General features: G+C 70.2%; 20 protein-coding genes and 2 pseudogenes. 18 read left to right on the top strand and 4 right to left on the bottom strand.

Going from position 1 to position 23,402, the window contains the following annotated elements; translation table 11 throughout:
• Positions 1–91: 91 nt before the first annotated feature.
• From K6I33_RS05250 to K6I33_RS05200, 11 genes are all read left to right on the top strand, one after another.
• The gene (locus tag K6I33_RS05250; protein ID WP_229348511.1) at positions 92–1,315 is read left to right on the top strand and encodes a sedoheptulose 7-phosphate cyclase; all 1,224 of its coding nucleotides are present in this window, start codon (positions 92–94) and stop codon (positions 1,313–1,315) included.
• Positions 1,316–1,328: 13 nt separating this feature from the next.
• Entirely contained in the window at positions 1,329–2,570 is a 1,242-nt protein-coding gene (locus K6I33_RS05245; RefSeq protein WP_229348510.1) for an acyltransferase, read from the top strand.
• A 3-nt stretch (positions 2,571–2,573) separates the two neighbouring features.
• Positions 2,574–4,292 carry an FAD-binding oxidoreductase gene (locus K6I33_RS05240; protein WP_229348509.1) on the top strand — a complete coding sequence of 573 codons (1,719 nt, stop codon included), beginning with the start codon at positions 2,574–2,576 and terminating at the stop codon, positions 4,290–4,292.
• A gap of 47 nt (positions 4,293–4,339) precedes the next feature.
• Positions 4,340–5,290, top strand: coding sequence for an aldo/keto reductase (locus tag K6I33_RS05235; protein ID WP_229348508.1), 951 nt, complete (start codon positions 4,340–4,342; stop codon positions 5,288–5,290).
• A gap of 14 nt (positions 5,291–5,304) precedes the next feature.
• A complete protein-coding gene (locus tag K6I33_RS05230; protein WP_229348507.1) occupies positions 5,305–6,402 on the top strand; it encodes an ROK family protein in 1,098 nt (365 codons plus the stop codon).
• Positions 6,399–7,592 carry an alcohol dehydrogenase catalytic domain-containing protein gene (locus K6I33_RS05225; protein WP_229348506.1) on the top strand — a complete coding sequence of 398 codons (1,194 nt, stop codon included), beginning with the start codon at positions 6,399–6,401 and terminating at the stop codon, positions 7,590–7,592. The genes K6I33_RS05230 and K6I33_RS05225 overlap by 4 nt, the downstream gene beginning before the upstream one ends.
• Positions 7,592–8,368 carry an SDR family NAD(P)-dependent oxidoreductase gene (locus K6I33_RS05220; protein ID WP_229348505.1) on the top strand — a complete coding sequence of 259 codons (777 nt, stop codon included), beginning with the start codon at positions 7,592–7,594 and terminating at the stop codon, positions 8,366–8,368. Before K6I33_RS05225 ends, K6I33_RS05220 begins: the two co-directional genes overlap by 1 nt.
• The gene (locus K6I33_RS05215) at positions 8,365–9,261 is read left to right on the top strand and encodes a sugar phosphate isomerase/epimerase (protein WP_229348504.1); all 897 of its coding nucleotides are present in this window, start codon (positions 8,365–8,367) and stop codon (positions 9,259–9,261) included. The genes K6I33_RS05220 and K6I33_RS05215 overlap by 4 nt, the downstream gene beginning before the upstream one ends.
• Positions 9,258–9,932 carry an HAD-IA family hydrolase gene (locus K6I33_RS05210; protein WP_229348503.1) on the top strand — a complete coding sequence of 225 codons (675 nt, stop codon included), beginning with the start codon at positions 9,258–9,260 and terminating at the stop codon, positions 9,930–9,932. Before K6I33_RS05215 ends, K6I33_RS05210 begins: the two co-directional genes overlap by 4 nt.
• Positions 9,933–10,038: 106 nt before the next feature.
• Positions 10,039–11,238, top strand: coding sequence for a serine hydrolase domain-containing protein (locus K6I33_RS05205; protein WP_229348502.1), 1,200 nt, complete (start codon positions 10,039–10,041; stop codon positions 11,236–11,238).
• A gap of 94 nt (positions 11,239–11,332) precedes the next feature.
• Complete coding sequence (locus K6I33_RS05200; RefSeq protein WP_229348501.1) at positions 11,333–12,172, top strand: LLM class F420-dependent oxidoreductase; 840 nt, start codon at positions 11,333–11,335, stop codon at positions 12,170–12,172.
• Positions 12,173–12,550: 378 nt separating this feature from the next.
• Here K6I33_RS05200 and K6I33_RS05195 read toward each other — a convergent pair whose 3' ends face one another.
• Complete coding sequence (locus tag K6I33_RS05195) at positions 12,551–13,765, bottom strand: HNH endonuclease (RefSeq protein ID WP_229348500.1); 1,215 nt, start codon at positions 13,763–13,765, stop codon at positions 12,551–12,553.
• Positions 13,766–13,820: 55 nt separating this feature from the next.
• Between K6I33_RS05195 and K6I33_RS05190 the strand changes: the two are divergent.
• A pseudogene (locus K6I33_RS05190) lies at positions 13,821–14,054 on the top strand (transposase); the annotation flags it as partial.
• Between the two features lie 205 nt (positions 14,055–14,259).
• Here K6I33_RS05190 and K6I33_RS05185 read toward each other — a convergent pair.
• On the bottom strand, positions 14,260–14,862 hold the full coding sequence (locus tag K6I33_RS05185) for an SMI1/KNR4 family protein (protein WP_229348499.1): 603 nt from the start codon (positions 14,860–14,862) through the stop codon (positions 14,260–14,262).
• A gap of 959 nt (positions 14,863–15,821) precedes the next feature.
• Here K6I33_RS05185 and K6I33_RS05180 point away from each other — a divergent pair.
• Entirely contained in the window at positions 15,822–16,307 is a 486-nt protein-coding gene (locus tag K6I33_RS05180; RefSeq protein ID WP_229348498.1) for a barstar family protein, read from the top strand.
• A 228-nt stretch (positions 16,308–16,535) separates the two neighbouring features.
• On the opposite strand, the gene K6I33_RS05175 is transcribed toward K6I33_RS05180, so the two are convergent.
• Complete coding sequence (locus K6I33_RS05175) at positions 16,536–17,138, bottom strand: DUF3592 domain-containing protein (protein ID WP_229348497.1); 603 nt, start codon at positions 17,136–17,138, stop codon at positions 16,536–16,538.
• A gap of 79 nt (positions 17,139–17,217) precedes the next feature.
• On the bottom strand, positions 17,218–18,003 hold the full coding sequence (locus tag K6I33_RS05170) for an amidohydrolase family protein (RefSeq protein WP_229348496.1): 786 nt from the start codon (positions 18,001–18,003) through the stop codon (positions 17,218–17,220).
• Between the two features lie 88 nt (positions 18,004–18,091).
• On the opposite strand from K6I33_RS05170, the gene K6I33_RS05165 reads away from it, so the two are divergent.
• The 5 genes and pseudogenes from K6I33_RS05165 to K6I33_RS05145 all read left to right on the top strand — a co-directional run bounded on the left by K6I33_RS05165 (position 18,092) and on the right by K6I33_RS05145 (position 23,367).
• Positions 18,092–18,454 carry a MerR family transcriptional regulator gene (locus K6I33_RS05165; RefSeq protein ID WP_229348495.1) on the top strand — a complete coding sequence of 121 codons (363 nt, stop codon included), beginning with the start codon at positions 18,092–18,094 and terminating at the stop codon, positions 18,452–18,454.
• A 385-nt stretch (positions 18,455–18,839) separates the two neighbouring features.
• Positions 18,840–19,001 (top strand): annotated as a pseudogene (locus K6I33_RS05160) (TetR family transcriptional regulator); the annotation flags it as partial.
• A gap of 62 nt (positions 19,002–19,063) precedes the next feature.
• Entirely contained in the window at positions 19,064–19,423 is a 360-nt protein-coding gene (locus K6I33_RS05155) for a hypothetical protein (RefSeq protein WP_229348494.1), read from the top strand.
• A gap of 539 nt (positions 19,424–19,962) precedes the next feature.
• The gene (locus K6I33_RS05150) at positions 19,963–20,358 is read left to right on the top strand and encodes a hypothetical protein (RefSeq protein WP_229348493.1); all 396 of its coding nucleotides are present in this window, start codon (positions 19,963–19,965) and stop codon (positions 20,356–20,358) included.
• 765 nt (positions 20,359–21,123) lie between these two features.
• A complete protein-coding gene (locus K6I33_RS05145) occupies positions 21,124–23,367 on the top strand; it encodes an NACHT domain-containing NTPase (protein WP_229348492.1) in 2,244 nt (747 codons plus the stop codon).
• The last annotated feature ends 35 nt before the right edge of the window (positions 23,368–23,402 follow it).

Here is a 23,402-nt window from a genome sequence, read left to right as displayed (position 1 = left end):
AAAACGTTTGCTGTCTCCACGGAAGTTTGATCAACTTCTGTCGTTGCGTCATGCACGCATATTTACGAGCCTGTCTGTTCTGGGGGGAACAATGACTGAGTTAGTACATTCGGCTGGGCTCTTCGCCAAGAGCGAGCGCATCGACTCATGGCGGGTGCGGGCCATCAAGCCCGTGTCCTACGAGGTCCGGGTCTGTGACGACGCGTTTGACCTGCAGAGCACCGCCTTGCTCGACGTCGGTGGCCGGACCGCCGACGGCCGTCTCCGCCGGTTCCTGGTGATCGACCAGAATGTGGACGAGTTGCACGGTGAGCGGATTCGGAAGTACTTCGACCATCACGGCGTCGACTACCACGCCCACCTGGTGCGCGTCGACGAGACCGTGAAGGACTTCGACACCGCCACGGGCATCGCCGAGGCGATCGACGCCTTCGGCATCGATCGCCGCCGGGAGCCGATCATCGTGATCGGCGGCGGTGTCCTGATGGACATCGTCGGGCTGGTGGCCAATCTCTACCGCCGTGGCACTCCCGTCCTCCGCGTGCCCACCACGCTCATCGGGCTGGTCGATGCCGGCGTCGGGGTCAAGACCGGCGTGAACTTCAACGGCCACAAGAACCGTCTCGGCACTTACTTCGAGACCTCGCTCACTCTGCTGGACCGCTCTTTCCTCTCGACTGTCGAGCGCCGCCACATCTCCAACGGCCTGGCCGAAATCCTGAAAATGGCGCTGATCAAGGACGTGCGCCTGTTCGATCTCCTGGAGGAGCACGGAGCCCGTCTGCTCGACATCCGCTTTCAGGGTGATACCGCCGCCGAGCAGCGGGTGGCCGCCGAGGTCGTGCAGCGCGCGGTCCACGGCATGCTGGAGGAGCTCCAGCCCAACCTCTGGGAGACCGAGCTGGAGCGCGTCGTCGACTACGGCCACACCTTCAGCCCCACCATTGAGATGCATGCCCTGCCCGCCCTTCTGCACGGTGAGGCGGTGTGCGTGGACATGGCTCTGACCACGGTCCTCGCCTGGCGCCGTGACCTGGTCGACGAGGAGCAGCGCGACCGCATCCTCGAAGTCATGCGCATCCTTGAACTGCCCCGCTGGCATGACTCGTTGGAGCCCGGCCTGCTGGCCGCCGCCCTGGAGGACACCGTGCGCCACCGCGACGGCAAGCAGCGGCTCCCGCTTCCCGTGGGGATCGGCGATGCCACGTTCGTCAATGACGTGACGGCCGAGGAGCTCGCCGTCGCTGTCGCCGACCTGCGCCGGCTGAGCAGTCCGGACGCGGTGGCCGGTCTGCGGCCCGTGGCCGCGGCCTGACCGCGCCCACGTCATGTCGCACACGACCGACGACGTCCACAGACCTGGCAGCGCCCACAAATCCGGCGGTGCACTGCCCGTCGGGACTTCCGGGGCCGTCGACCCCAAGTCCTCCCGGCTGCCCTCCCTGACCGGCATGCGGTTCCTCGCCGCCGTGCTCGTCTTCGTCACCCACGTCGCCGTGGTCAACCCGTTCACGGACAGCGGGATGAACCACGCCTTCTGGAAGTACTTCAGCAGGGCCGGATATCTGGGCGTCGGCTTCTTCTTCGTCCTGAGCGGATTCGTCCTGACCTGGTCCGCCCGCCCGGAGGACAGCCCCGGGCGGTTCATCCGCCGCCGTCTGATGAAGATCTTCCCCAACCACCTCGTCACCTGGCTCGTCGGACTGCTGCTGATGCTGTCCGCGGGGATGCGTGTCTGGGCCGGCAACACCATCCCCAGCCTCTTTCTCGTCCAGAGCTGGGTGCCCAAGCTGGAGATCATGGCCGGCCCGAACGGGCCCAGCTGGTCGCTCGCCTGCGAGTTGCTGTTCTACCTGGCCTTCCCGCTGCTGATCCGACCGATCCTGAGGATTCGTCCGCAACGGCTGTGGCACTGGGTCTGCTGTGTCATGGCCGCGCTTGTGGCCGTGCCGGCGCTGGCCCAGTTGCTCCCGGACAGCCCCGCGGCGCCGGACCAGCCGATGTCCTGGTGGGAGTACTGGACCGTGTACTTCTTCCCGGGCGCCCGGCTGCTGGACTTTGTCCTGGGCATTCTGATGGCCCGGATCGTGCTGACCGGCCGCTGGATCGGCATGAGCCGACTGACGGCCCTGGTCTCGCTGGCCGCGGGCTACGCCCTGATGGTGTTCCTCCCGCATGCCTACGGCATGGTGGCGCCGACCGCGCTCCCGGTGGCCCTGCTGATCGCGGCCAGCGCGGTCGCGGATGTCAAGGGCAGCCGCTCCGTTTTCACCGGCCGGACCATGCTGTGGCTGGGCGAGGTGTCCTTCGCCTTCTACATGGTGCACTTTTTGGTCCTCTCCCATGGGCCCATGCGCCTCGCGACGGCCCCGCCCACCGGCCGTCACTGGGACACCCCGGTGGCGCTGGGGCTCATGGCGGTCAGCCTCGGCCTGAGCCTGCTGCTCGGCTGGCTCCTGTACAAGCTGGTCGAGGTCCCGGCCATGAGCCGCTGGGCCCGGCCGCGCCGCACCAGACACGCCGCGGCCACCGGTGCCGCGGCCAAGAGAACTGTTTCCACGGGGGATTAGTAAGTGAACGACAACCTTCATGCAAAGACACCGGCCGTCGGTACGGGGGGCCGCCTGACCAATCTGGACCGCCGCCGATTCCTGCTGCGCGGGTCGGGTGCCGCGCTCGGGGCTGTGGCCGCCACCCAGGTCGGCCTGCCCGCGGCGCGGGCCGCCGCTGCCCCGGCGGCCGGCATCGCGGCGGCACCCGCCGTCACCGTGACACCGAACGACACCAGGTACATCGACCTCACCTCCGGGCTCAACCAGCGCTGGACCGCGGAGCCCGAGCGCATCGTGCTGCCCCGGACCACCGAGCAGGTCGTGGCAGCCGTCCAGGACGCCGTGCGGCGCGGCAAGCGGATCAGCGTCCGCGGTGGCGGCCACTGCTTCGAGGACTTCGTCTATCACTCCGATGTCCAAGTCCTCATCAACATGAACCTGATGGACGATGTCTCCTTCGACGAGAAGCGAAACGCGTTCGCGGTCGAGGGCGGCGCCACCCTGCTGAGGGTCTACGAAGAGCTGTACGAGAGCTGGGGCGTCACGCTCCCGGGTGGCGCCTGTTTCTCGGTCGGCGTCGGCGGCCACGTCAGCGGCGGCGGGTACGGCATGCTCTCGCGTCGGCACGGTCTGAGCGTCGACCATCTCGAAGCCGTCGAGGTCGTCGTCGTCGACGCCCAGGGCAACGCCCGGAGCGTGGTGGCGAGCCGTGACCCCAAGGACCCCAACCACGAGCTGTTCTGGGCGCACACGGGCGGGGGCGGCGGCAACTTCGGCGTCATCACCAAGTTCTGGTTCCGCTCCCCGGACGCGACCGGTACGGACCCCCGCAAGCTACTGCCCGCACCGCCCGCCGAGGTGTTCGTCACCAGTGCCGCGTGGCCGTGGGAGAAGGTCACCCGCGAAGGCTTCGTCAAGCTCGTCGACTTCTACGGGAAGTGGCTGGAGGCCAACAGCTCCCCGCAGTCGCCGTACGCGGACCTGTGCAGCTGGCTGTTCCTGAACCACAAGTCCCTCGGTTCCCTCGGCATGATGGTGCAGATGGACGCGACGGTCCCGAACGCGGCCAAGCTGCTGACGGACTTCCTCTCCGGCCTCGACCGGGCGCTCGGCGTCAGCGACACCCCCGGCGTGCCACAGCGCGGTGGCGACCGTGCCGTCTCGCAATTCTTCACCACCCACCGGTTGCCGTGGCTGCGGGCGACGAAGTACGTGGGCACCGCGGCACCGCAGCAGACCGACCCGACCATGCGCGGCAAGCACAAGTCGGCTTTCCACCGCAAGGGCCTGCCCACGGCCGCCATCGAGACCCTGTACACCCAGCTGACGTCGACGACGCACAAGGCGCGGTTCGCCGGCCTGGTTCTCCCGTCGACCGGCGGAAGGATCAGCAGCCGCTCGGCGACGGACACCGCCGTCGCTCAGCGCGACTCGATCATGAAGATCACGTACGAGACGTACTGGCAGGATCGCGGCGACGACGACGCCAACATCGCCTGGGTCCGGGACGTGTACCAGGCCGTCTACGCGGACACCGGTGGGGTCCCCGTCCCCAACGCGGTGACGGATGGCTGCTACATCAACTACCCCGACGCGGACATCAGCGACCCGCAGTTCAACAAGTCCTCCGTCCCCTGGACCGAGCTCTATTACAAGGGCAACTACCAGAGGCTGCAGCAGGTCAAGCGGACCTGGGACCCGAAGGACATCTTCCGGCACCGCCAGTCCGTCCGGCCCTGACGCGCACCCGCGCGGTCATCCATCCCCTCGAGAGAACGGATCTCAACATGCGCACCACCACCCTGGGCAAGAACGGCCCGGTCGTGGGCCGCGTCGGCCTCGGCACCATGGGCATGTCCTTCGGTTACGACCCCAATGGCCGGGACGACGACACTTCGGTCAAGGTCATTCACCGCGCCCTCGAACTGGGCGTGAACCTGCTGGACACCGCCGACGTCTACGGCCCCTTCACCAACGAGGAGCTCGTCGGCCGCGCCATCGCCGGCCGCCGCGCGGAGGTCGTGCTGTCCACGAAGGGCGGCCAGACCGTCGACGAGAACGGCATCCACCCCAACGCGGGCCGTCCCGACCAGCTCCGCGCCGCCGTCGACGCCAGCCTCCGGCGCCTGGGCACGGAATACGTCGATCTGTACTTCATCCACCGTCTCGACCCGAGCGTGCCGCTGGAGGAGAGCTGGGGCGCCCTCGCCGAGCTCGTCCAGGCCGGCAAGCTCCGCGCGCTGGGCCTGTCGGAGGTGTCGCTGGAGGAGATCCGGCGCGCCGAGAAGGTCCACCCCGTCACGGCCGTGCAGTCCGAGGCGTCGCTGTTCACCCGTGGCTCCCTCGGTGACGTCCTGGCCCACTGCAACGAGCAGGGCATCGCGTTCATGCCGTACTCGCCCCTCGGCCGCGGCGTGCTGGCCGGTGCCTTCAGCAAGCCGTCCGACCTCCCCGAGGGCGACTGGCGCAAGTTCCTCCCGCGCTTCGGCGAGGAGGCCATGGCCCACAACAACGCCATAGTGGACGTCGTCCGGGGCGTCGCCGACCGCCATGGCGTCACGCTCTCCCAGGTCGCCCTGGCCTGGCTGCTGGAGCAGGGCGAGCACGTCATCCCGATCCCCGGCACCAAGCGCCTGAAGTACCTGGAGGACAACGCGGCCGGCGCCGACGTGCGGCTGTCCGCCGAGGACCTCGCGCAGCTCGACGCCCTCCCCGAGCCGCTCGGCGCCTCGGAGTAGGGACACCACGACCCATGAACCCCTCGATCGTGGCCATCGACGTCGGCGGCACCCATCTGCGCCGGGCCCGCTGGACGGAGACGGGCGGGCTGACCGAACGGACCGTCCTGCCCTCGCCCGGCAAGGAACGGCACCCCGGGGAGCCGGTCGACCGGCTCCAGGCCCGTATGGTCGACGCGCTGTGCGACGCCGTCCCGTTCGAGGCGGGGGTCGTCGCCGGGATCTCCTTCGGTGCCGCACTGGACCACCGCAGCGGCGTCGTCTACGCGTCGGCGCCGCTGTGGGGCCCGGCCGGTGAACCGTTCGACCTGCTCGACGCCCTGCGCCGACGACGCCCGGACGTCACCTGGCATGTCGTCAACGACGTCACCGCGGCCCTGGTGCACCTCGCCGCCGCACCGGGCCGCGCGCGGCACCGCAGGATATTGCTCGCGACCATCAGTACCGGCATCGCCTGCCGGCTCCTCGACCGGACCACCGGCACCATTCCCGTCGACGGCTGTGGCCTGCAGGGGGAGATCGGCCATCTGCCGGCCACAGCGACACTGGCCGGCAGGCCCGTCGAGCTGGTCTGCGACTGCGGTACGCCGGGCCACGTCGCGGCGTACTCCTCGGGGCCCGGCATCCGGCGCATGGCCGAGGTGCTGCGGCAGCGGGAGCCGGACCGCTGGCGGGACTCGCGCCTCGGCGCGGAACACGAGCGCGGCACCGCGTTCGAGGACGCGTTCCTCCGGGCCCTGGAGGAAGGCGATCCGCTCGCTCACGATCTGCTCACCGCCGTCACCGGCCCGGTGGCCGACGTCCTGCGCACGGCGTTGTGCCTGAGCCCGGACATCGACGAGGTGGCCCTCACCGGCGGCGTGGCAGTCGGGCTGGCCGGCCACTACCGCCGGGCGCTGCTCGGCCACTTGGAGCGGAGCGGGCTCTACCTCACCGGCGAGCGCGCACCCGAGTGGATCGCCGACCGCCTCACCGTCTGCGGACCGGGCGAGGCCGACGGGCTGGTTGGTGCGGGCATCGCCGCGCTGACGGCACTGCGCGCGGCGGCCCCGGGATCATCCGCGGAAATCGCGGAAGCGGCAGGACATCGGATCGGAGGAGAACCCCTGTGAACACGGCAGTAGCACCGGACGACGCGCAGGCCGGCGCCGGTGAGCGGGTGCCGCTGCCCGTCCACCGTGCCATCGTCCGGGAAGGCGGGTCCGTACGGGTCCGCCGACGCCCGACCCTGGCGCCGGCTGCCGGCGAGCTGAGCATCGCCCCGCTCGTCGCGGGTCTGTGCGGCACCGATCTGCAGATGCTGCGCGGGCTCCGCGACGACCCCGCCCCGGTCATCGGACACGAGGGCGTCGCGCGGGTGGTCGCCGCGGGGCACGGTGTCGACAGCGCCCTGGCCCCGGGCACCCTCGTCGTCGTCAATCCCACCCATCCCACCGACCCGTCGTTCCTCCTCGGCCACAATGTGGACGGGCTGCTCCAAGAGCGCACCCTCATCCCCGCCACCGCGGTCCGCGGCGGTCAGGTGATCGCCCTGAGCGAGGCGCCCGAAGCGGACCTGGCGGCCCTGCTGGAGCCGCTCGCCACCGTGAGGTACGCCCTCTCCGTCCTGGCCGTCGCCCGGCCGCGCACCCTCGTCGTCATCGGCGACGGCACCGTGGGACACCTCGCGGTCCGTGCCGCTCGCCACTGGCTCGGCGACGGCGTCCGCACCGTCCTGGTCCACCACACCCGGCAGGGCACGGAGTGGAGCGCCCGCTCCCGTATCCGGGCCGACGTCCTGCTCACGCAGGGCCTCGACGGCGCCGGGGCGTTGTCCGGGGCGTTCGCCGACGGTCCCGTCGCCGTCCTGCTCGCGACCCCCCGCGACGCGACCGTGACCTGTCTGGAGACCGTGCTGCGCGCCGCGCGTGGCGAGGTGACGATCGACCTCCTCGGCGGGCTGCCGCCCGGCGCCGGGACCGCCCTGCTGCCCGGCGTCGACCTCGCGGCCGTCCGCGCGGCCAACTGCGCGGGCCTGCCCGATCCCGCCGAGACGGTCACGGTCCGCTCCACCACCGGCGTCCCCGTCCGCCTGTTCGGCCACCGAGGTGTCGGCAACGCCCATCTGCTCGCTTCGGCCGCCGAGCTGTGCCGGGCCCCCGAGCGCTACCGCGACCTGGTCACCCACGCCGTCGACCTGACCGAGGCGGCGGCGATCATGGGCCGCCTGGCGCTGAGCCCGGACCGGAACGTCGCCGGAAGCCGCCTCATCAAGCTCGCGGTGCGCATCGCACCGCCCCACCGCACGACCCTGGAGGACTGATGCCCGCAACCACCGAACGCCTCGAAGGACAGCGGGGGTTGGTCGTCGGCGGCTCCACCGGCATCGGCCGCGCGATCGCCGACGCCTGGGCACGCGCGGGTATGGACGTCCTCGTCCTCAGCCGCTCCACCCCGCAGGGCCCCGGGGCCGACGCCCTGCGCTGGGCGCCTCTGGACCTCACCGACGCGGCGGCGGCCGGCGAACAGCTCGCCACCGCGGCGGCCGGGCCGTTGCGGGCCGCCTGCTTCTCCGCCGTCCACTACGGGGACCGACGCGCCCTGATCGAGGACGTCACGCAGGACGAATGGCGCCGTCAGGTCGACGTCAACCTGCACGGTCTCTGGCTGACCCTCGCCGCCACCCTCCCGGCGCTGCGCGGCGGCCCGCGGCCCGGCCTCTTCCTCGGGGTCTCGTCCGAGGTCGTCTTCAACGCCGGGCCCGGCCGTTCCGGCTACGCGGCGACCAAGGCCGCCGGAGCCGCCCTGCTGAACTCCGTGGCCCAGGAGGAGTACGTGGACGGAGCGGACCGCGTCCGGATCGTCCAGGTCCTCCCGGCGGGCATGGTCGACACCCCCGGCATCCGGCGCCGTCGCCCCGACGGTTTCGACTACGACGGCTACATGCGGCCCGACCACTTCGGTGCCCTGGCCACGGAGCTGGCCGCGACGGCGGGCGAGGGGCACCACGGCGAGAGCCTCGTGGTCGACGGGGCGGGCGCGTGGTGGCCGGCCGACACGCGTGTGCCGGTGTCGCAGAGCCGCAAGGTCGGGGGATGACCGCCGGTATCCCGGTGGTGGCCCCGGCCGGCCCGCTGATCGGCCTGGCCGACTGGCGGCTGCCGGTGACCGGGCCCGCGGCGGTCGACCTGGCGGCCCGGCTGGGCGCCGACGGCCTCCAACTGGACCTCGGCGGCCCCGGTCGTGGTCCCCGGCTCGACGTCCCGGACAGGCTCGGCGCACTGCGGGAGCGCTCGGCGGCCACTGGTGTCCGACTGCTCGCCGTGACCGGCAACTGCCTCAACGACATCGGCATCACGGCCCCCGCGGGCAGCGTCGCCGCCCACGACGTCCGGGACGTCCTGGAGCGGGTACTGGACACGGCACACGCCCTCGAGGCGCCCCTGGCCTTCGTGCCGAGCTTCCGGCGCAGCGCCATCGACGGACCGGACGCCCTGCGGCGCACGGCCGAGGTGCTGGCCTGGGCGGCCGGCGAAGCGGCGGCCCGCGGGCTGCTGCTGGCGAGCGAGAACACGCTCGCCCCCGAGAAGGCGCTCGCGCTCGTGGAACACGTCGCGTCGCCTGCCTTCCGGCTGTTGCTGGACACCTACAACCCGCGTGCCGCCGGGGTGGACGTCTCCGGGCTCGTGCACACCACGGGCCACCACTTCGCCGACCAGATCCACCTCAAGGACGGCTCCGGGCCGGGTGGCACCGGCGGCGACGTGCTGCTGGGCGACGGGGACGGCGGGCTCCCCGCCGTGCTCGCCGCGCTCGCCGCACACCGCGTCCGCGTACGGGCCCTCGTCCTGGAGACCGACCACCGGGCCGACGACCCGGCCCGGCTCGCCGAGGACCTCGCTCGCGCCCGGGCCCACGCACGCACCGTCAACCGCACGGTCGCCCCGACCACCACCCCACCGTCACGACTCGCAGACGAGGACGCACAATGACTGCAGGAGCGGAACTGACCGCCGAATCACTGCTGTTCGACATGGACGGCACGCTCGTCGACTCGACACCCGTCGTCGAGCGCACCTGGCGGCGGTTCGCCCGCCGCCTGGGCCTCGACGCGGAGGAGATCCTCGCGACGGCGCACGGCCGGCGCACCGGCGAGACCGTCGCGCGCTTCGTGCCCGCGGGCGTGGACGCGGAGGCCGAGACCGCCCGGCTGGTGGCCGAGGAGATCGCGGACACGGAGGGCATCGTCGCCGTGCCCGGCGCCCGGGAACTCCTGGCCTCGCTGCCCAAGGACCGCTGGGCGGTCGTCACTTCGGCGAGCCGGGAGCTCGCGATCCGCCGGATGGGCGCCGCGGGGCTGCCACTGCCCCGGCTCCTGGTCTCCGCCGACGACGTCACCCGGGGGAAGCCGGACCCCGAGGGCTACCTGACGGCCGCCCGCAGGCTGCGGGTGCGCCCCGGCGCCACACTCGTGTTCGAGGACGCCGAGGCAGGGCTGCTGGCCGCCGCCGCGTCCGGCGCCACGCCCGTCGTCGTGGGCGGTCACACCGGCCCGTCGACCGGGGGTCTGATCCGTGTCAGCGATCTGCGCGAGGTCTCCGCCACAGTGACGCCCCGCGGCATCCTGCGTGTGGGTTTCGCCTTGACCGGGGCCATGAGCTGACCGGGCCTTCACTCCGCCCCTTGTCCTTGATTTTTTCCCGGTTCTCCCTACCCCCTGACCGCGGTTTTTCTTTCCATCACTACGAACGACACGGAACGAGATCAGCATGACAACGACATCCGACAGCGCGACCAGCACGACGTCCCAGGTCTCCGGGTATGTCGCCGAGGGCTTCGAGGCCATCCGGGAGGAGTTCGCGCGCAACCTGCGGGAGCGCGACGAGCTCGGCGGCGCCTTCTGCGCGCGCGTTCATGGTGTCCCGGTGGTCGACATCTGGGGTGGCGTCGCGGATGCCACCACCGGCAGGGCCTGGGAGCGGGACACCCTGGAAATGATCTTCTCGGGCAGCAAGGGCATCGTCGCGATCACCCTGCTGGTCCTGGTCGACCGGGGCCGGCTGGACCTGGACACCCCCATCGCCCATTACTGGCCGGAGTTCGGTGCCGCCGGCAAGGACCGCATCACCCTGCGGGAAGTCGTGACCTACTCCGCGCGAATCCCCGGCCTGCGCGCCAAGGTGTCCCAGGAGGAGATCCTGGACCCCCTGGCCATGGCCAAGCTGATAGCCGACCAGGAGCCGGAGAGCGACCCCCGGGCGGAGGGCATCCTCTACGGCCCGTACACCGCGGGATGGATCGTCGCCGAGGTGATCCGGCGTGTGGACGGACGGACGATCGACCGGTTCTTCTCCGATGAGATCGCGAACCCGCACGGGCTGGAGGTGTACTTCGGCGTCCCGGCCGAGCTGGAGCACCGCGTCGCCCGCCTGGAGTACGGCGTGAACTTCCTCGACCAGTACACGGGCTTCTTCACCAGCGGTGACCCCATGACCCAGCGCATCTGGCAGAACCCCATCCCGTTCCCCCGTGAGGAGATGGTGTGGAACCGCAGTGAGCGCCGCACCGCCCTGATGCCGGCGGCCAATGTGTTCGGCACCGCCCGCTCGCTGTCGGCGTTGTACGGCATCCTCGCCACCGACGCCACCCGTGCGCCGGGGGAGGAGTACACCCTGGTCTCGCGGGCCGTCATGGACGACGCCCGCGGTGAGTACATCCGCAAGGTCGACCAGCTGATCGACATTCCCATGGTCTACGGCGGCGCCGGTTTCCGGCTGCGGACCACGCCCCGTCCCGGCGCGGACGGTGACTCCTTCGGTCACGACGGTGGTGGCGGTTCGGCGCACCTCGCCTGGCCGGGGGCGGGCGTCGGCGTCTCGTACATCACCAACCGGCTCATCGCGGTCGGCCCCGACGACAAGCGCGCCGGCTCCCTGCTGAAAGCCCTGGCCGCCAAGCTGAACGGCTGACCGCGGAGGCCCTCCGGGGAAACACCGGAGACGGCGGGAAATACCGAGCGGTGCCCGGCACTACCGGGCACCTTCGAACAAGGGAGTACGAGCCGTGGAGACCGGCGCCACCGTCTTTGCCACAACGGCGACCATGGAGCCCGGGGCACTGGCCCAGCGGCTGGAGGAGCGGGGCCACAGCGCCCTGTATTTCGCCGAGCACACCCATCTGCCCGCGAGTGAGCACACGGCGAGGCTGCCGCATGCGTTCCGGAGCACGTTCGATCCGTTCGTCGTGTCCACGGCCGCCGCGCTCGCCACGCGTCGCCTCCGCGTAGGCAGCGCGATCTGTCTCGTGGCGCAACACGACCCGATCGTGCTGGCCAAGACGATCGCGAGCGTCGACCAACTTTCGGGTGGCCGGGTCGACTTCGGCGTGGGAGGCGGCTGGGTCGAGGAGGAGATGGCTCACCACGGTGTGGCTCCGGCGCGGCGGTTCGCCCGGATGCGGGAGCACGTGGAGGCGATCAGGACGATCTGGCGGGAGGACGAGGCTTCCTACCGGGGCCCGCACGTCTCTTTCGAGCGGATCTGGTCGTGGCCCAAACCGGTCCAGTGGCCACATCCTCCGGTACTCGTCGGTGGCATGGGCCCGAAGGTTCTCGACCGTGTTCTCGCGTACGGTGACGGCTGGTTGCCGGACTACGCGAACGCGGAGACCTTCGAGCGCACGCTGCGGCGGGTGGCTGAGCTGCGGTCCCGCGCGGCTGATGCCGGGCGCGGCCGGATTCCCGTGGTCCTGGCCGGAGTTCCGCACGATCCCGAGGTCTTGGAGCGGTGTGAGGCGGCGGGTATCAACCGTGTCCTCACGCTGCTGCCGGCTGCCGGCGGCGGGGTCGTCGAGAGGGCGCTGGACAGCTATGAGCGGGCCATCGCCGACTGGCGGGGGGAGTGACCTGACCGCTGCCGGGCGCCGCCGCCCTCAACCTCCGCCGACCACGTCCGGCGTGCGGTGCGGGATCAGCACCACCGCCCGCCCACCTGCCCCGGCATCGGCGCGGCTGAGGCACGCTCGTCAGCGACCTGCTCACTCATCCGCTCAAGTACCCGTTCGTCGACGGAGAGTTCGTCCCGATCGGCCCGTACCTCCGCCTGCTGTCTGGCCGGCTGCTCTTCGAGCTCGTCCAGTTCCGCACGCCGCGTAGTGATCCGTTCCAGCGGCTCGGGATCTCCACCATGCACAGGATCACAGAAGGCCGCCTGGCACTGCGGTGACCCCACTCCGCCCCGCGCGAGCCCGCCGCGGTGTGCGGCCCTTCAAAGGGAGCAAGGTTCATTGAGCCGCGGCGAGCAGTTCCTGGTGCCTGGCGAGAGCCGTAGCACGAAGGAGAGTGCGGAACTCGTCGGTCACCGTCCCACGGGTCTTGAGAGCGTGGCAGTTCGGGCACAGAGCGATCATGGCCTTGGGAAGGTCCTCGCCCCCCTTGGCGTGATCGTCTATGTGATCCACTTCCAGCAGGTAGGAGCCATTGCGGCTGAGTGCCGAGGTGTAGCGCGGGTCAGGGCAGCGGGGGCTCTCGCAGCTCCCTTGGCTGCGCTCGAGCACCGCATGGCGGGATGCGGCGATGCGGCTCAGCCGCTGACCGCCCTGGGGTCGGCGGCGGTGGCTCTTGCCGTCCCGCACGGCGCGCTCCGCCCGGCCATTCAGCTCCGCATAGCGCAGAGCCGGATCTGCCATGCGGCGCAGCAGAGCAGCGGTCATCCGGCATCGGTCGAGTGCATCGACGGCCGGTTCCTCGGCTGGCAAGGCGAAGTGACCGTCCGCCGAGTCCCAGTCGTTGTCGAACTCCCCGTGGCGCAGACGCGCGCACTCCCAGCGGCTGCGGCTCAGCTTCGTCAGCGTGGTCGCCGTGTCCGGCCACAGAGCGCCGTGGGGGAGGCCGTCCCCTAGCCAGGCGTACTCCAGCCCCGCGTAGATCGCGGCGTACTGGAGGTTGCGTCCGTAGGTGACGACGCGCTTGCCCCGGAGCCGGCGCAGCAGGGTGTCAGCTATCTCGCGGAAACGGGGGGCGGCTTCGAGTTTCTCCGGGCGGGTATGGCCGAGTCGAAGCTGCTGCAGGTATGCCGCTTCCCACTCGGGGTTGATGAATTGATGCCACCTCTTGCGGCCGCCCGCCGAGGTGAGTGCTATCTCATAGGGCACGGCCCGTTCGAGGGGCGGGGCGGATGGATCAGGCGACCCGATGGCGCTGACGGCCAGAATGACTGTGTCGGGGTCGTCAAGGACATCCTGTGCCCAACGGGTCGCAGCGCGGCGGATGGCTTGGGCTTCGTCGGCATCGGGTGGTGTCGAGAAAGCGACGGCTTGTTCCGCGCGGTAGACGGGCGACGGCGGATATACGGTCTCTTCCCATTCTGGCGTCGTGCCCCTGATGCTCGGGGCCCCGGGGAGGGCAACCAGATGCGGAGGTCCGAGGACGTAGGCGTCGGGGCGGAACAAGTTCGACGCGCGCAGCCCTGCGGCCTTGAGCTGGCCAGCAGACTTCAACCCTTTTGGCAACCGCGGGTAGCGCTGAAGCAGGCTTCTCGGGACGTCGTTCGGAATCGATCACGGCGCCCGCCTGGGCATCGACGTCCACCCCGTCCAGCGACCCCCGGGATCCCGCGGATTCACCGTAATTCCGAGGCTCTGGACTATCGAGCGGACCTTCGGCTGGTTCATGCACCACCGCAGGCTCGCCCGTGACTACGAAACTCACCCGCACCGCTCCGAAGCGGTGATCCATCTCGCGATGATCGACCTCATGACCCGCCGTCTCACCAGCGAAGCCACCCCAAAGTCACGCGTGTGGTGGGTTCGCCAGGGAGTTCTCGGCGGCGACGAGAGCGGCGAGCAGTCGCAGGGCGGGCTTGTCGAGCAGCCAGATTGGGCGTGCTTGCGGGCCTGCGCCGGGCCCGCTCGGCGAGGCCGGCCGGCCAGAGCTTGAACACCTGCCGCTTCCTGGGCACATCGCTGGCGACACGGCCCGGCGGCGCGGCGTCTCACATGCCGCGGTCCGGGCCGTACCAGGGCTCGGGGCGTTCGCCGGCGGACATCGGGAGGTGTTGCAGTTTCACGGGGCCCGGGTAGAAGGCTGCGCTGTTGGGTCCGGTCATGTCTTCACCGATGAGGTAGCGGTAGAGCCATTCGGCGAAGCTCATGCGGTGCTCGGCCCAGGTTTCGTCGTAGTTCACCAGGAATCTTGGGGTACCGGAGCCAGCGACGAGGAAGATCATCTCTCCTCGGTCGGTGCTCGCGATTGGCCACAGGCCATTGCGGGTGCCAAAGCTCAGCTCCTCGAGTCCGAAAAGCCGGCGGGGGTCTTCGTCCTCATAGAGGTCGAGTTCGTCCCAGGGCACCTCGGACCACGCCTGGATGCTTTCCTGGATCCACTGGCCCAGGTTCCAGCGCTCGGTCGCGGGGTGGGACAAGGACAGGTGGCCGTTGAGCTGGATCGGGGCGTAGGCGTCGACGATCACCTGGTAGTCGGGCGGCAGCTGTATGCCGAGATCGGCGTGGAGGCGGTCCCATGCCGACGGTTCCGCGTAGCGGTTCTGGGCCGGTCCGAGCATCGCCATGATGGCGGCCAGGTAGTCGGTGGTCATGGGATACCTCGTTGGCGTGGCTTGGCGCTGAGCAACAGGCCAGCGGAAGGGAAGGATCGTGTGGATCATTCCAGCCTGCCATTCTCGCGCGAGTCACCCTCCAGCCGGGTGCAGGACCACGGGGCGCTCGCGGCCGCGCAGAGCCACGGACCCTTGCGGTGGCCGCGCCGCGAGCTGGTGACCGGTCAGCCGCACCCGTCACAAACGCCATCCATGGGCGACGCGAGACAAGTCGGTTGTTGATGCCACCGCGGCGGGCTGGAACGTCATGTGATCGTTTTTACGTGTGCTGCCTGCGCCCGCCCTCTGACCAGGGCTGTGCAGCTGTCCGAGACGCTGAGCAGGCCGGAGTTCGACGGGCGGATCGGCCCCGACGGGTACCGCCGGGCCCCGGCCACGATGCGTGAGGGGTTCTACGCCCTGGAGCCTGAGCCGTGGGGTGCCCCGTTCCTGCCAACCGACGAACCCGTCGCGGCGTTTCCCGGGGGGCGTGTGTTGGCGATCCTGACGGAGACGGGTTCCTGATTTCCGCAGGTCCCCGAAACTCGATCGTTCTCCATCCCCACGACGCGCCAGACCTGCTGCCCGAACTCGGTGGGGACCACGCAGGCTGCTGCGGCTTGCACGGCCAGGCCGGACTGAACCGACTGTGCCCATGCGGCGCCGCGGTGGGAACAGAGATCAGTGAGTGCTACACCGCGTACGAGCTCCACCTTGACCCGGCATGGGTCCATGCCCGAGATCCCGACAAGGTCGGGCAACCACCCCTGTCGCCTCCTGACAGCCGCGCCGAAGCCGGACACCCGGCAGGCTCCGGAGAGCCCGCAGGCCCTGACGGTCACAGGGCGGGCGACAGGGAGACCTTGGAGCCCTCCTCGTTCTTCCGCAGCCGGGCAAGCATGCCCGTAGCAGCCACACAGCCTCGCGCAGAGGTGGGCGCCGACCTCGATCTCCGCCTCATGGCGAACACTTTTGTCACCCTCTTCCGGCGCCGGGACCTGTTGGAGGAGTGCACGGCCTGGCTGGACAAGCACGGCTACCAGGTCACGAGCCTGGATGCGGCGGCCTGGTCATCAGAGGGAGACCTCCTCAGGGGTATCGGCGCCGCACTGGACTTCCCCGACTACTACGGACGCAGCCTTGAGGCGTTCAACGACTGCTTCGGCGACGTCGCCTCCTACGCCGACTACGGGATCGCCCCCGAGGCCACCGGCCTGGTCCTGGTCTTCACCGACTTCGACACGTTCGCCGCAGCACATCCGGAGAGCGCGCAGACCGTCCTGGACATCATCGCTGACAACGCCCGCCAGGCCGCGTTGTTCGGACGCCGCGTGATGTGCCTGGTCCACAGCTCCGATCCGCAGATCGAATTCGCACCGGTCGGTGCCATGTCCGTCATGTGGAACCACGCCGAAGGACTCGCCGCCAGTCGGCGAACGGACTGACCCAGGTCACTGAGCTACAACGCAGAAGCCCGAGGGAGCACCTTCGCATCTGGTTACGCTGGGTGATCCGCGAGTTCGGGAGGTGGTTGTGCGGCCGGTGACCCGCCGATCCCTATACCAGGTAGGGACCGACGGGTAGGCCGTCTACGGTCGGCCCTCACCTCGGCGGTTGCCTCCGCCCGGGTGAGGGCCTCTCTGCGCGGTCGGGGCTGCCCGGCCGGTTGAGCATCAAGCTACCAGCTTGACGGCGCCCGAGTGCAGGGTACGCAAGGCGGCTCCGGCGACCAGATGAGGTGCTACGGCGCCGGCCGAGACGATCGCCTTCATGCGGATCTGAGCGCCGTCCCGACGAGGTGCTGCCGCCCGCGGCACAGCGGAGACCGCCGATCCGGCCCAGGAACGTCGGCGGGACACCCACGCCATGACAATGCCGGCCACCGTGAACACCAGCCCCACCCCGCCAAAGATCAGCGGCGTCCCCCACAGCGAGGGGAACCCATCGATCCGCGCGTCCCCAGGAGAACCCGGGCGGTAGAGCACCCCGACCTGCTCACCCACCTCGTACGACGGCGGATTGGATCCCGCGGAATCCCGGAACTTCCTCGTCGCACCATTCGCCGGCGTGAACTCGACCACCGGGTACGCCGCGTCCTCCCGCCGTTCCAGGGCCACCACCGTGCCCCGCGCCCGCTGCGCATCCGACGAGAAGGAAACCGAAACTCCCGCAAGGATCAGACCGACGACCAGGCCCAGCGTCCCCCCGCCGAGCATCGTGAGCATGAGCCTCCGGAGGACACGGCGCTCATGCGCTGTCTGAATCTGAATCTCCACGACGTCTCCCTCACCCCGGACAAGCGGGAGGACGCTACCTCAGCTGGCGCGGGTACGATCCGCCCACCGACGTCGACGCTCACAACCCCAGCAACTGAGCCGCGTTGCCACCCAGCACCCGCTCCCGCACCTCACCGCTCGGTGTCACTCGCTCCACCATCGCCCGTGCCAGGACCGGATCCCCGTACGGCGCGTCCGATCCGAAAAGCGTCCGTTCCGGGATCTCTCGGATCGCCAGCCGCAGGGCGAAGACGATGTTCGCCGTCGACAGCTCCAGGTACATGCCCGGCGTGTCCCGTACGAGCTCGATGGCCGTCATCCAGTGCTGACCACCGACCTGGCTGACGACCAGCGGGACCGACGGGTAGCGGGCCGAGAGGCGGGCCAGCGTGTGCAGGTCGGGTTCCGTTGTGGGAGCGGAGCCGTGGACGACGACGGGCAGGCCGCCATGGTCGTGGGCCGCGCGCAGCACCGGTTCGACGGCGGCCGCGCCGCCCGGCGGCGGGGTGAGTTCGCCGATGCCGTGCAGGCCCCGGCCGGCCACGTCCCGTGCTACTGCCTCGGCGATGTCCTCCGGAGCGGTGTCCAGCCGCACCGAGCCGAAGCCGATGAAGCGGTCCGGGTGCGCGGCCAGCGCCGCGTCCAGTTCCTGCTGGGCGCGGGCGAAGCTGTCGGCCCCGTTCCCGGAGCCTTCGAGCGCGCGGTGCAGCACCGCCATCTCCCGGCGCAACCCGGCCAGGTCCGTCGCCCGCTCCGGGTGCGGGCGGGTGGGAAACAGCACCGCGCGGTCGACACCGGCTTCGTCCAGCAGCGCGATGTGGTCCGTCACCGGGTCGTGGACGTGGCTGTGTGCATCGATAATCATCAAGGTCTCCTGAGCCGTCGGTAGCCAGGAGGCCAACGTCGCACCTTGTCATGGTGGCAAGGTCAAACCGGGGGAGGGGCTGAACGGCGTGCTCATCGGGGAACTGGCCGAACGCACCGGCACCAGCGAGCGGCTGCTGCGCCACTACGAGCGCGGTGGGCTCCTCCTGCCCGACCGGCTCCCCAACGGCTACCGCTGGTACGACGAGCCGCACGTGGAGACCGTGCGAAGGATCCGGTCCCTTCTCGCCGCCGGGTTGCCCGTCCGCACCATCCGTGCCCTGCTGCCTTGCACGGCTCCCGCCGGGGAAGTCGTGCATCCGTGCCCGGGCGTGCTGGACGCGCTGCGCTCCCGGCTGGCCGACCTCGACGCCCGGGCCGCCGAACTCGACGAGGCGCGTGCGGTGCTGCGCGCGACGATCGCGGGGACGCAGGGCGTCGGCGTTGCCTGACTCCGACCCACCGGACCGCTACGGCTGGGCCGGGAGCGAAATGAGACGCACACGCTCATGCTCACGGGGGTGCCGGAAGCCCCACTCGCCCGCGACGCGCAGCGGGTAGCCGAACGCGAGGCCGTCGCGTTTCATGCCTTGGCGGCAGCTTCCGCTTCGGTGTCGTCCTGGGCCGCTGGTTCGGGGAGGCTGGGCAGGAGCAGGCACAGTGGGACGGCGGCGGCGGTGAAGGCCGCCGACCACCAGAAGGCGGTGCCGAAGCCGTCGGCCAGCGCGCCCGGGGTATGGGTGTCGCCGGCGGCGTGCCGCCGCGGCGACGAAGGTAAAGGCGGCGAGGCCGACCCGGCGGGGGCCGGTGCGGTCCGGTGTACTTGTCCGCCAGGCCGCGTGCGACCGCGGTGAGTTCAAACCCGCACTCCTCACCGAACGCATCAAGTCCCTCCCCTTCGACCTGCTGCGCCACGACATCCCCACGACCTTCGCCCCCGTACCCGGCCACGCCCCCGAAGAGATCGTCGACACGGTCTTCCTCCCCCCGGTGCACTGACCGCGCCGCCGCGCCTCGCACAAACGGTGGCGGCCTTGTCAGTCCTGGTCGCCGGAGGCCGGGTGAGACGCCACGACCCTTCGGCAGTCCGGCACGCCGTACTCGACGACTTCGCCTACGTGATCGACCTGCACAAGAAGACGCGCCGGAAGGAAGGCACAGACGCCGAAGCCCCCGAGTGGTTCCTCAACCTGTCGGTGGCGGTGGTGAAGATGCTGGACTGGTTTGTCCGGCACCACCCCGACTCCGCCCAGTGGTACATCGGGGAGATCATGCGCGAGGCACACAACCGCTGGAACATCCCGGCCCAAGCGACCGGCAAGGCGTTACGCCGGTCACTGGCTATGGACGGCGAGCTGGACAAGGACGCCGCCCTCAAGGAGTACTTCGCCCGCGTCGTACCCTGGGAGCAAACCCCCTGATCAAACCCGTGCCCGACAAGGGCGCGCGCCGCTGTACGGACGTCCGTCGGCCCCCGTATCCACGCTCGGCTGCGGGACGCCTTCGTCGTCCTGGAGGAGCTGGCTGACGCGGGCCGGATCGGCGGGTACGGCGTCGCCCCCGGGGACGGGCTCAAGCACGAGGCATTCACCGTCCCGGCGCTGGTGCGGCTCGCCGGGCAAGCCGCCCTGCGACCGGGCCACCTCGTCGGCTTCGGAGGCGAGCAGAGCGTGCGAAAGGTACATGCCGTCGCCCTGGGCGGTGCTACGAGGCCGGCTCCACCCGGTTCACGCTGCGCCGGGCGGGTTGTGGGTATGTCGCGTTCACGGTCCGGAGGAAGAAATCGGCTTCCGAGGGAAGCATGGAGGCGCTGAGGCCGATGTACGGGATGTCCGAGCAGGCACGATCCACGGCCAGCTATTCGTATCTCAGCTCTGTCTTCGGATAGCCCGTGCGGGCATGGCTTGTTCGTTCGGCGTGGGCGGTAACGACGGTGACCTCGGTTTCCATGGTTGCGGCCGTGGCGTGGGAGCGCTCGGACACCTTCTCGCGGCGTGCGGCGTGCGGCGTGCCACAGGGCCTCGAACTCGGCAACGACCTCGGATTCTGGCTGGACGCTGCTGTCGTCCATGCGCACCAGCTGCACGACAACGCCGTGAAGACGTTCCCACTGCGTCAGCTGTTTGCCGTTGAGGGTCACCGAGAACGTCTGGTGCGAGACGGTGGCCGGGAGGGAGACATCCGCCTTGATCCGCTCCGAGACCGTACGCGGCGACGGCCGGCCTGCCGCCGCGTAGAGCCGCTGCACGGCATCGTGCAGCCGCCGCAGCGCCTGGTCCGGCCCGGGGAGAAGCCCAGAATGTGGGGGCGCACCAGAGGGATCCTTTGGCTGTCGGTCGTCGTCAGGCAAACGTGATCGTGGCACGAGCCGGCGGTGCCACGAGAGTGATTGGACGACTTTGCCCTTGTCAGAGGTGTCAGGGCCGCTGTCAGAGCTGTCAATGCCCACCGGACGCGGTGTGCACTGGGAGGGCCGGTCGGCGCAGACCGGCGAGCTTCCATGTGCCCTTGCGGGGACGGGACCGGGAGAGATCCGCTAGCCGGTCGCCCGAGGGCCGGTGGTGGGGCAGACTGCCCCACGTTGGACGGACGTGCTCGACGTCACCCCTCATTGACGGCTGAGGAGGTGCAGGAGCTCGTGCGTCACGGGAATGGACCTCACCGCCCTGCGGGCCCGGGGGTAACTACCACCCTTTGACGACGCCGTACGCGAAGGAGAACGACGCGCGTCGGGCCCCCAGGCACGTCGGTCTGCCTGTGTTCGCGTTCTTCCAAGACCACGTCGCACGTCGCCGGTGAGTGGATCGCCGGCCTGCTCGTCGCCGCCACCGTCGCCAGCCTTCGCGGAGCTGCACGACGCAGCGCCCGAGCCTGGCGGGCCCGCCGCCGCGACCAGCCGCCGGCGCCCGGCACTGGCTCCCCAGATGAGACCGGCCCCAGCTGACGGAACTGACCAGGATGATGGCTGTGCGGTGGTAGGTGGAGTCGGAGCGTGCCGCGCGGCAGGCCGCTGCGCGGGTCCACCCTGCGAGACCGGTCCGACAACGGCCGCCCAGGCCGACCATGCCGGTCGCCCTCTCTTGCCGGTCGTACTGCCCGCCTGGCCCTGCCGTCCAGGTTCGTGGCACGGACGGTGTCGGCCTTCCCAGCCGTGATGACCGGGCGGCGGCCGCCTTTTCTGCCGTTGGCCACGTCGGCGGGTGCGGTGACGGCTTCAGCCGCACTTCGTTTACCTGGTATGCGGGGGCGGTGGATCGCGACATGGGCGCTGTGCGCCGTACTGATGTGCGGCTTGTTGGTGGTCGGACTGTGGGGGGATCTCGAGCAGGCGTCCAATATGGCGTCGGTGTTGGGAACGGCCTTCGGCCTCCTCGGGGTGCTGTCCGTATGGGCCTGGCGTGCCGATGGGCGGCGCGGCCAGTCCACGGGCGACCAGGTCGTGGAAGCCGGCGAGGCGTTGGCCCGGGCGGTGCGCAGGCTGTGGGAGGGCGAGGCGATGCTCCGGCAGCTGTTCGATCCGGCGCCCCTGCCTGTCGTGTGGGCGGATTCTCCCTTGGAGGGTGTGTCCGATCACCGGCAGCTGGTAGGCGGGACCGTGGTGTGCCGGGCCGACGCATCGGAGGAGCTCGCTGTCATCTACCGGGGACTCGCCCGGCGCAGGCTGGTGGTGCTGGGGCCGGGCGGTTCAGGGAAGACGACTTTCGCCGTGCTGCTGATGCTGGCCTTGCTGCGGACGCGTACCGCTGGGGGGCCGGTTCCGGTGCTGTGCTCGTTGTCGTCCTTCGATCCCACGCGGCAGAGCGCGGGGGACTGGCTGCGTTCCCGGATCACGGCGGATTACCCATTGCTGTCGGATACCGAGAAGTACGGTGCCACCGCCGTCGAGGACCTGCTCGCCGAGCACCGTCTGATCCCCGTACTCGACGGCCTCGACGAACTCCCCGCACCGTGGCGAATGGCGGTGCTGACCGCGCTCAACGACACGCTCCCCTCACACGCCCCTCTGGTCCTCACCTGCCGCACCGATGAGTACGTACACGCCGTGTCCGAAAGCGGCGTGCTGGCCGGCGCGGCGGTACTGGAGCCGTCACCGGTGCGCATCGGCGACGCCCTCACCCTCCTGCGCCTGGCCACGCCACCGGGCCCCCGTCACCGCAGCTGGGACACGCTGGCCCAGCACATCGCCCAGCGCCCACAAGCCCCCGCAGCCCAGGCACTGGCCAGCCCGCTGATGGTGGCTCTGACCCGTTCCGTCTACGCGGACGCCCACAACAACCCCACGGAGCTGCCGGACACGAACCGCTTTCCGACAGCGACCGCCATCGAGCAGCACCTCCTCGACGTACTCGTACCCACCCTGTACGGGCGCGCCCGGCAACAGCGCCCCCGCCGGAGCTGGGATCCCGATCAGGCTCTGAGGTACATGGAGCGCATCGCGGCGGGGATGCGTTCGGCAGGGACGCATGATCTGGCGTGGTGGCAGATGTATCGGTGGCACCCGGCCCTGGCGGGAGTGTGGCGGCGAGCCCTGACCTGGGCACTGATCGCATGTACGGGTGCCCTTCTCACCACGACGCTTTGGCTGGCCCTCTGGGGTACCTATCCGTGGTCCGAGTTCTCAAAGATGTCGCAATACCTCACGCCCACGCTCGAAGCCGTGGCTGTCCTCCCCGTTCTTGGCTTCGGCGGCCTGCTCCTCACGCGGGGGTACGGTGGCGGCCGGGCGGCGCTGGTCGCCGTGTCCGGCGTGCTCGCGGCCGTGCCGACGGCCTACTTCGTGTACCCGCCCGAGTACCACCACCCGAAATTGCTCACAGCCGCCGCCGTGTTCTTCAGCTTCAGCCTCTGGATCGTCCTGCTGGGCACAGGCATGCCCGTCCCTCCCCGCATGCCGAACCGGAGCCGTCCCTCCCTTCGGCGCTGGCGCCACCAATCGGTCCGGGTGCTCACCATTGTCGTCGGCGTCACAGCGAGCAGCCAGGTGGTGTACACCGGCTACGCCATGGCCGGAAACCTGCACGTGCCGCCCCCCAGCGTGGTGCCGCAAGGCCTAGTCATCGGCATGATTCTGGGCAGCGGGCTGGCCGCCCTGGACTGGACACGAGTGCCCTCGTCCCTGGACGAACCGGCCACTGCCCTCTCTTCCCTCCGCGCAGATCGCCTGATCTCACTGATCAGTGGCATCGCATGCGCGCTCATCTTCACATTGCCTGACGCCGCCTTGAAGGCAGTGGCCTGGTTCCCCGCCCACGCGGTGGCCGGCACCGTGCTCCTACTGAGGTTTTCGCGTGGGTGTCGGGTCGTGACGGGTGGTGATCCCTGCGGTACGCAGGTTGCATGCGATACGCGCAAGGGGGCGGGCTGACCGCCGGCCAGCAGGCGTTGAGAGAGCGGATCCGG

Source organism: Streptomyces sp. UNOB3_S3 (assembly GCF_020740895.1).
Lineage (GTDB): Bacteria > Actinomycetota > Actinomycetes > Streptomycetales > Streptomycetaceae > Streptomyces.
Note: the sequence above shows the minus strand (reverse complement) of the source record. Positions and strands in the feature narration are given on the sequence as shown.

Coding starts and splice junctions, on each gene's coding strand:
- K6I33_RS05250 (WP_229348511.1), top strand. CDS start 92: ATGACTGAGTTAGTACATTCGGCTGGGCTCTTCGCCAAGAGCGAGCGC.
- K6I33_RS05245 (WP_229348510.1), top strand. CDS start 1,329: ATGTCGCACACGACCGACGACGTCCACAGACCTGGCAGCGCCCACAAA.
- K6I33_RS05235 (WP_229348508.1), top strand. CDS start 4,340: ATGCGCACCACCACCCTGGGCAAGAACGGCCCGGTCGTGGGCCGCGTC.
- K6I33_RS05230 (WP_229348507.1), top strand. CDS start 5,305: ATGAACCCCTCGATCGTGGCCATCGACGTCGGCGGCACCCATCTGCGC.
- K6I33_RS05220 (WP_229348505.1), top strand. CDS start 7,592: ATGCCCGCAACCACCGAACGCCTCGAAGGACAGCGGGGGTTGGTCGTC.
- K6I33_RS05215 (WP_229348504.1), top strand. CDS start 8,365: ATGACCGCCGGTATCCCGGTGGTGGCCCCGGCCGGCCCGCTGATCGGC.
- K6I33_RS05210 (WP_229348503.1), top strand. CDS start 9,258: ATGACTGCAGGAGCGGAACTGACCGCCGAATCACTGCTGTTCGACATG.
- K6I33_RS05205 (WP_229348502.1), top strand. CDS start 10,039: ATGACAACGACATCCGACAGCGCGACCAGCACGACGTCCCAGGTCTCC.
- K6I33_RS05185 (WP_229348499.1), bottom strand. CDS start 14,862: ATGACCACCGACTACCTGGCCGCCATCATGGCGATGCTCGGACCGGCC.
- K6I33_RS05180 (WP_229348498.1), top strand. CDS start 15,822: ATGGCGAACACTTTTGTCACCCTCTTCCGGCGCCGGGACCTGTTGGAG.
- K6I33_RS05170 (WP_229348496.1), bottom strand. CDS start 18,003: ATGATTATCGATGCACACAGCCACGTCCACGACCCGGTGACGGACCAC.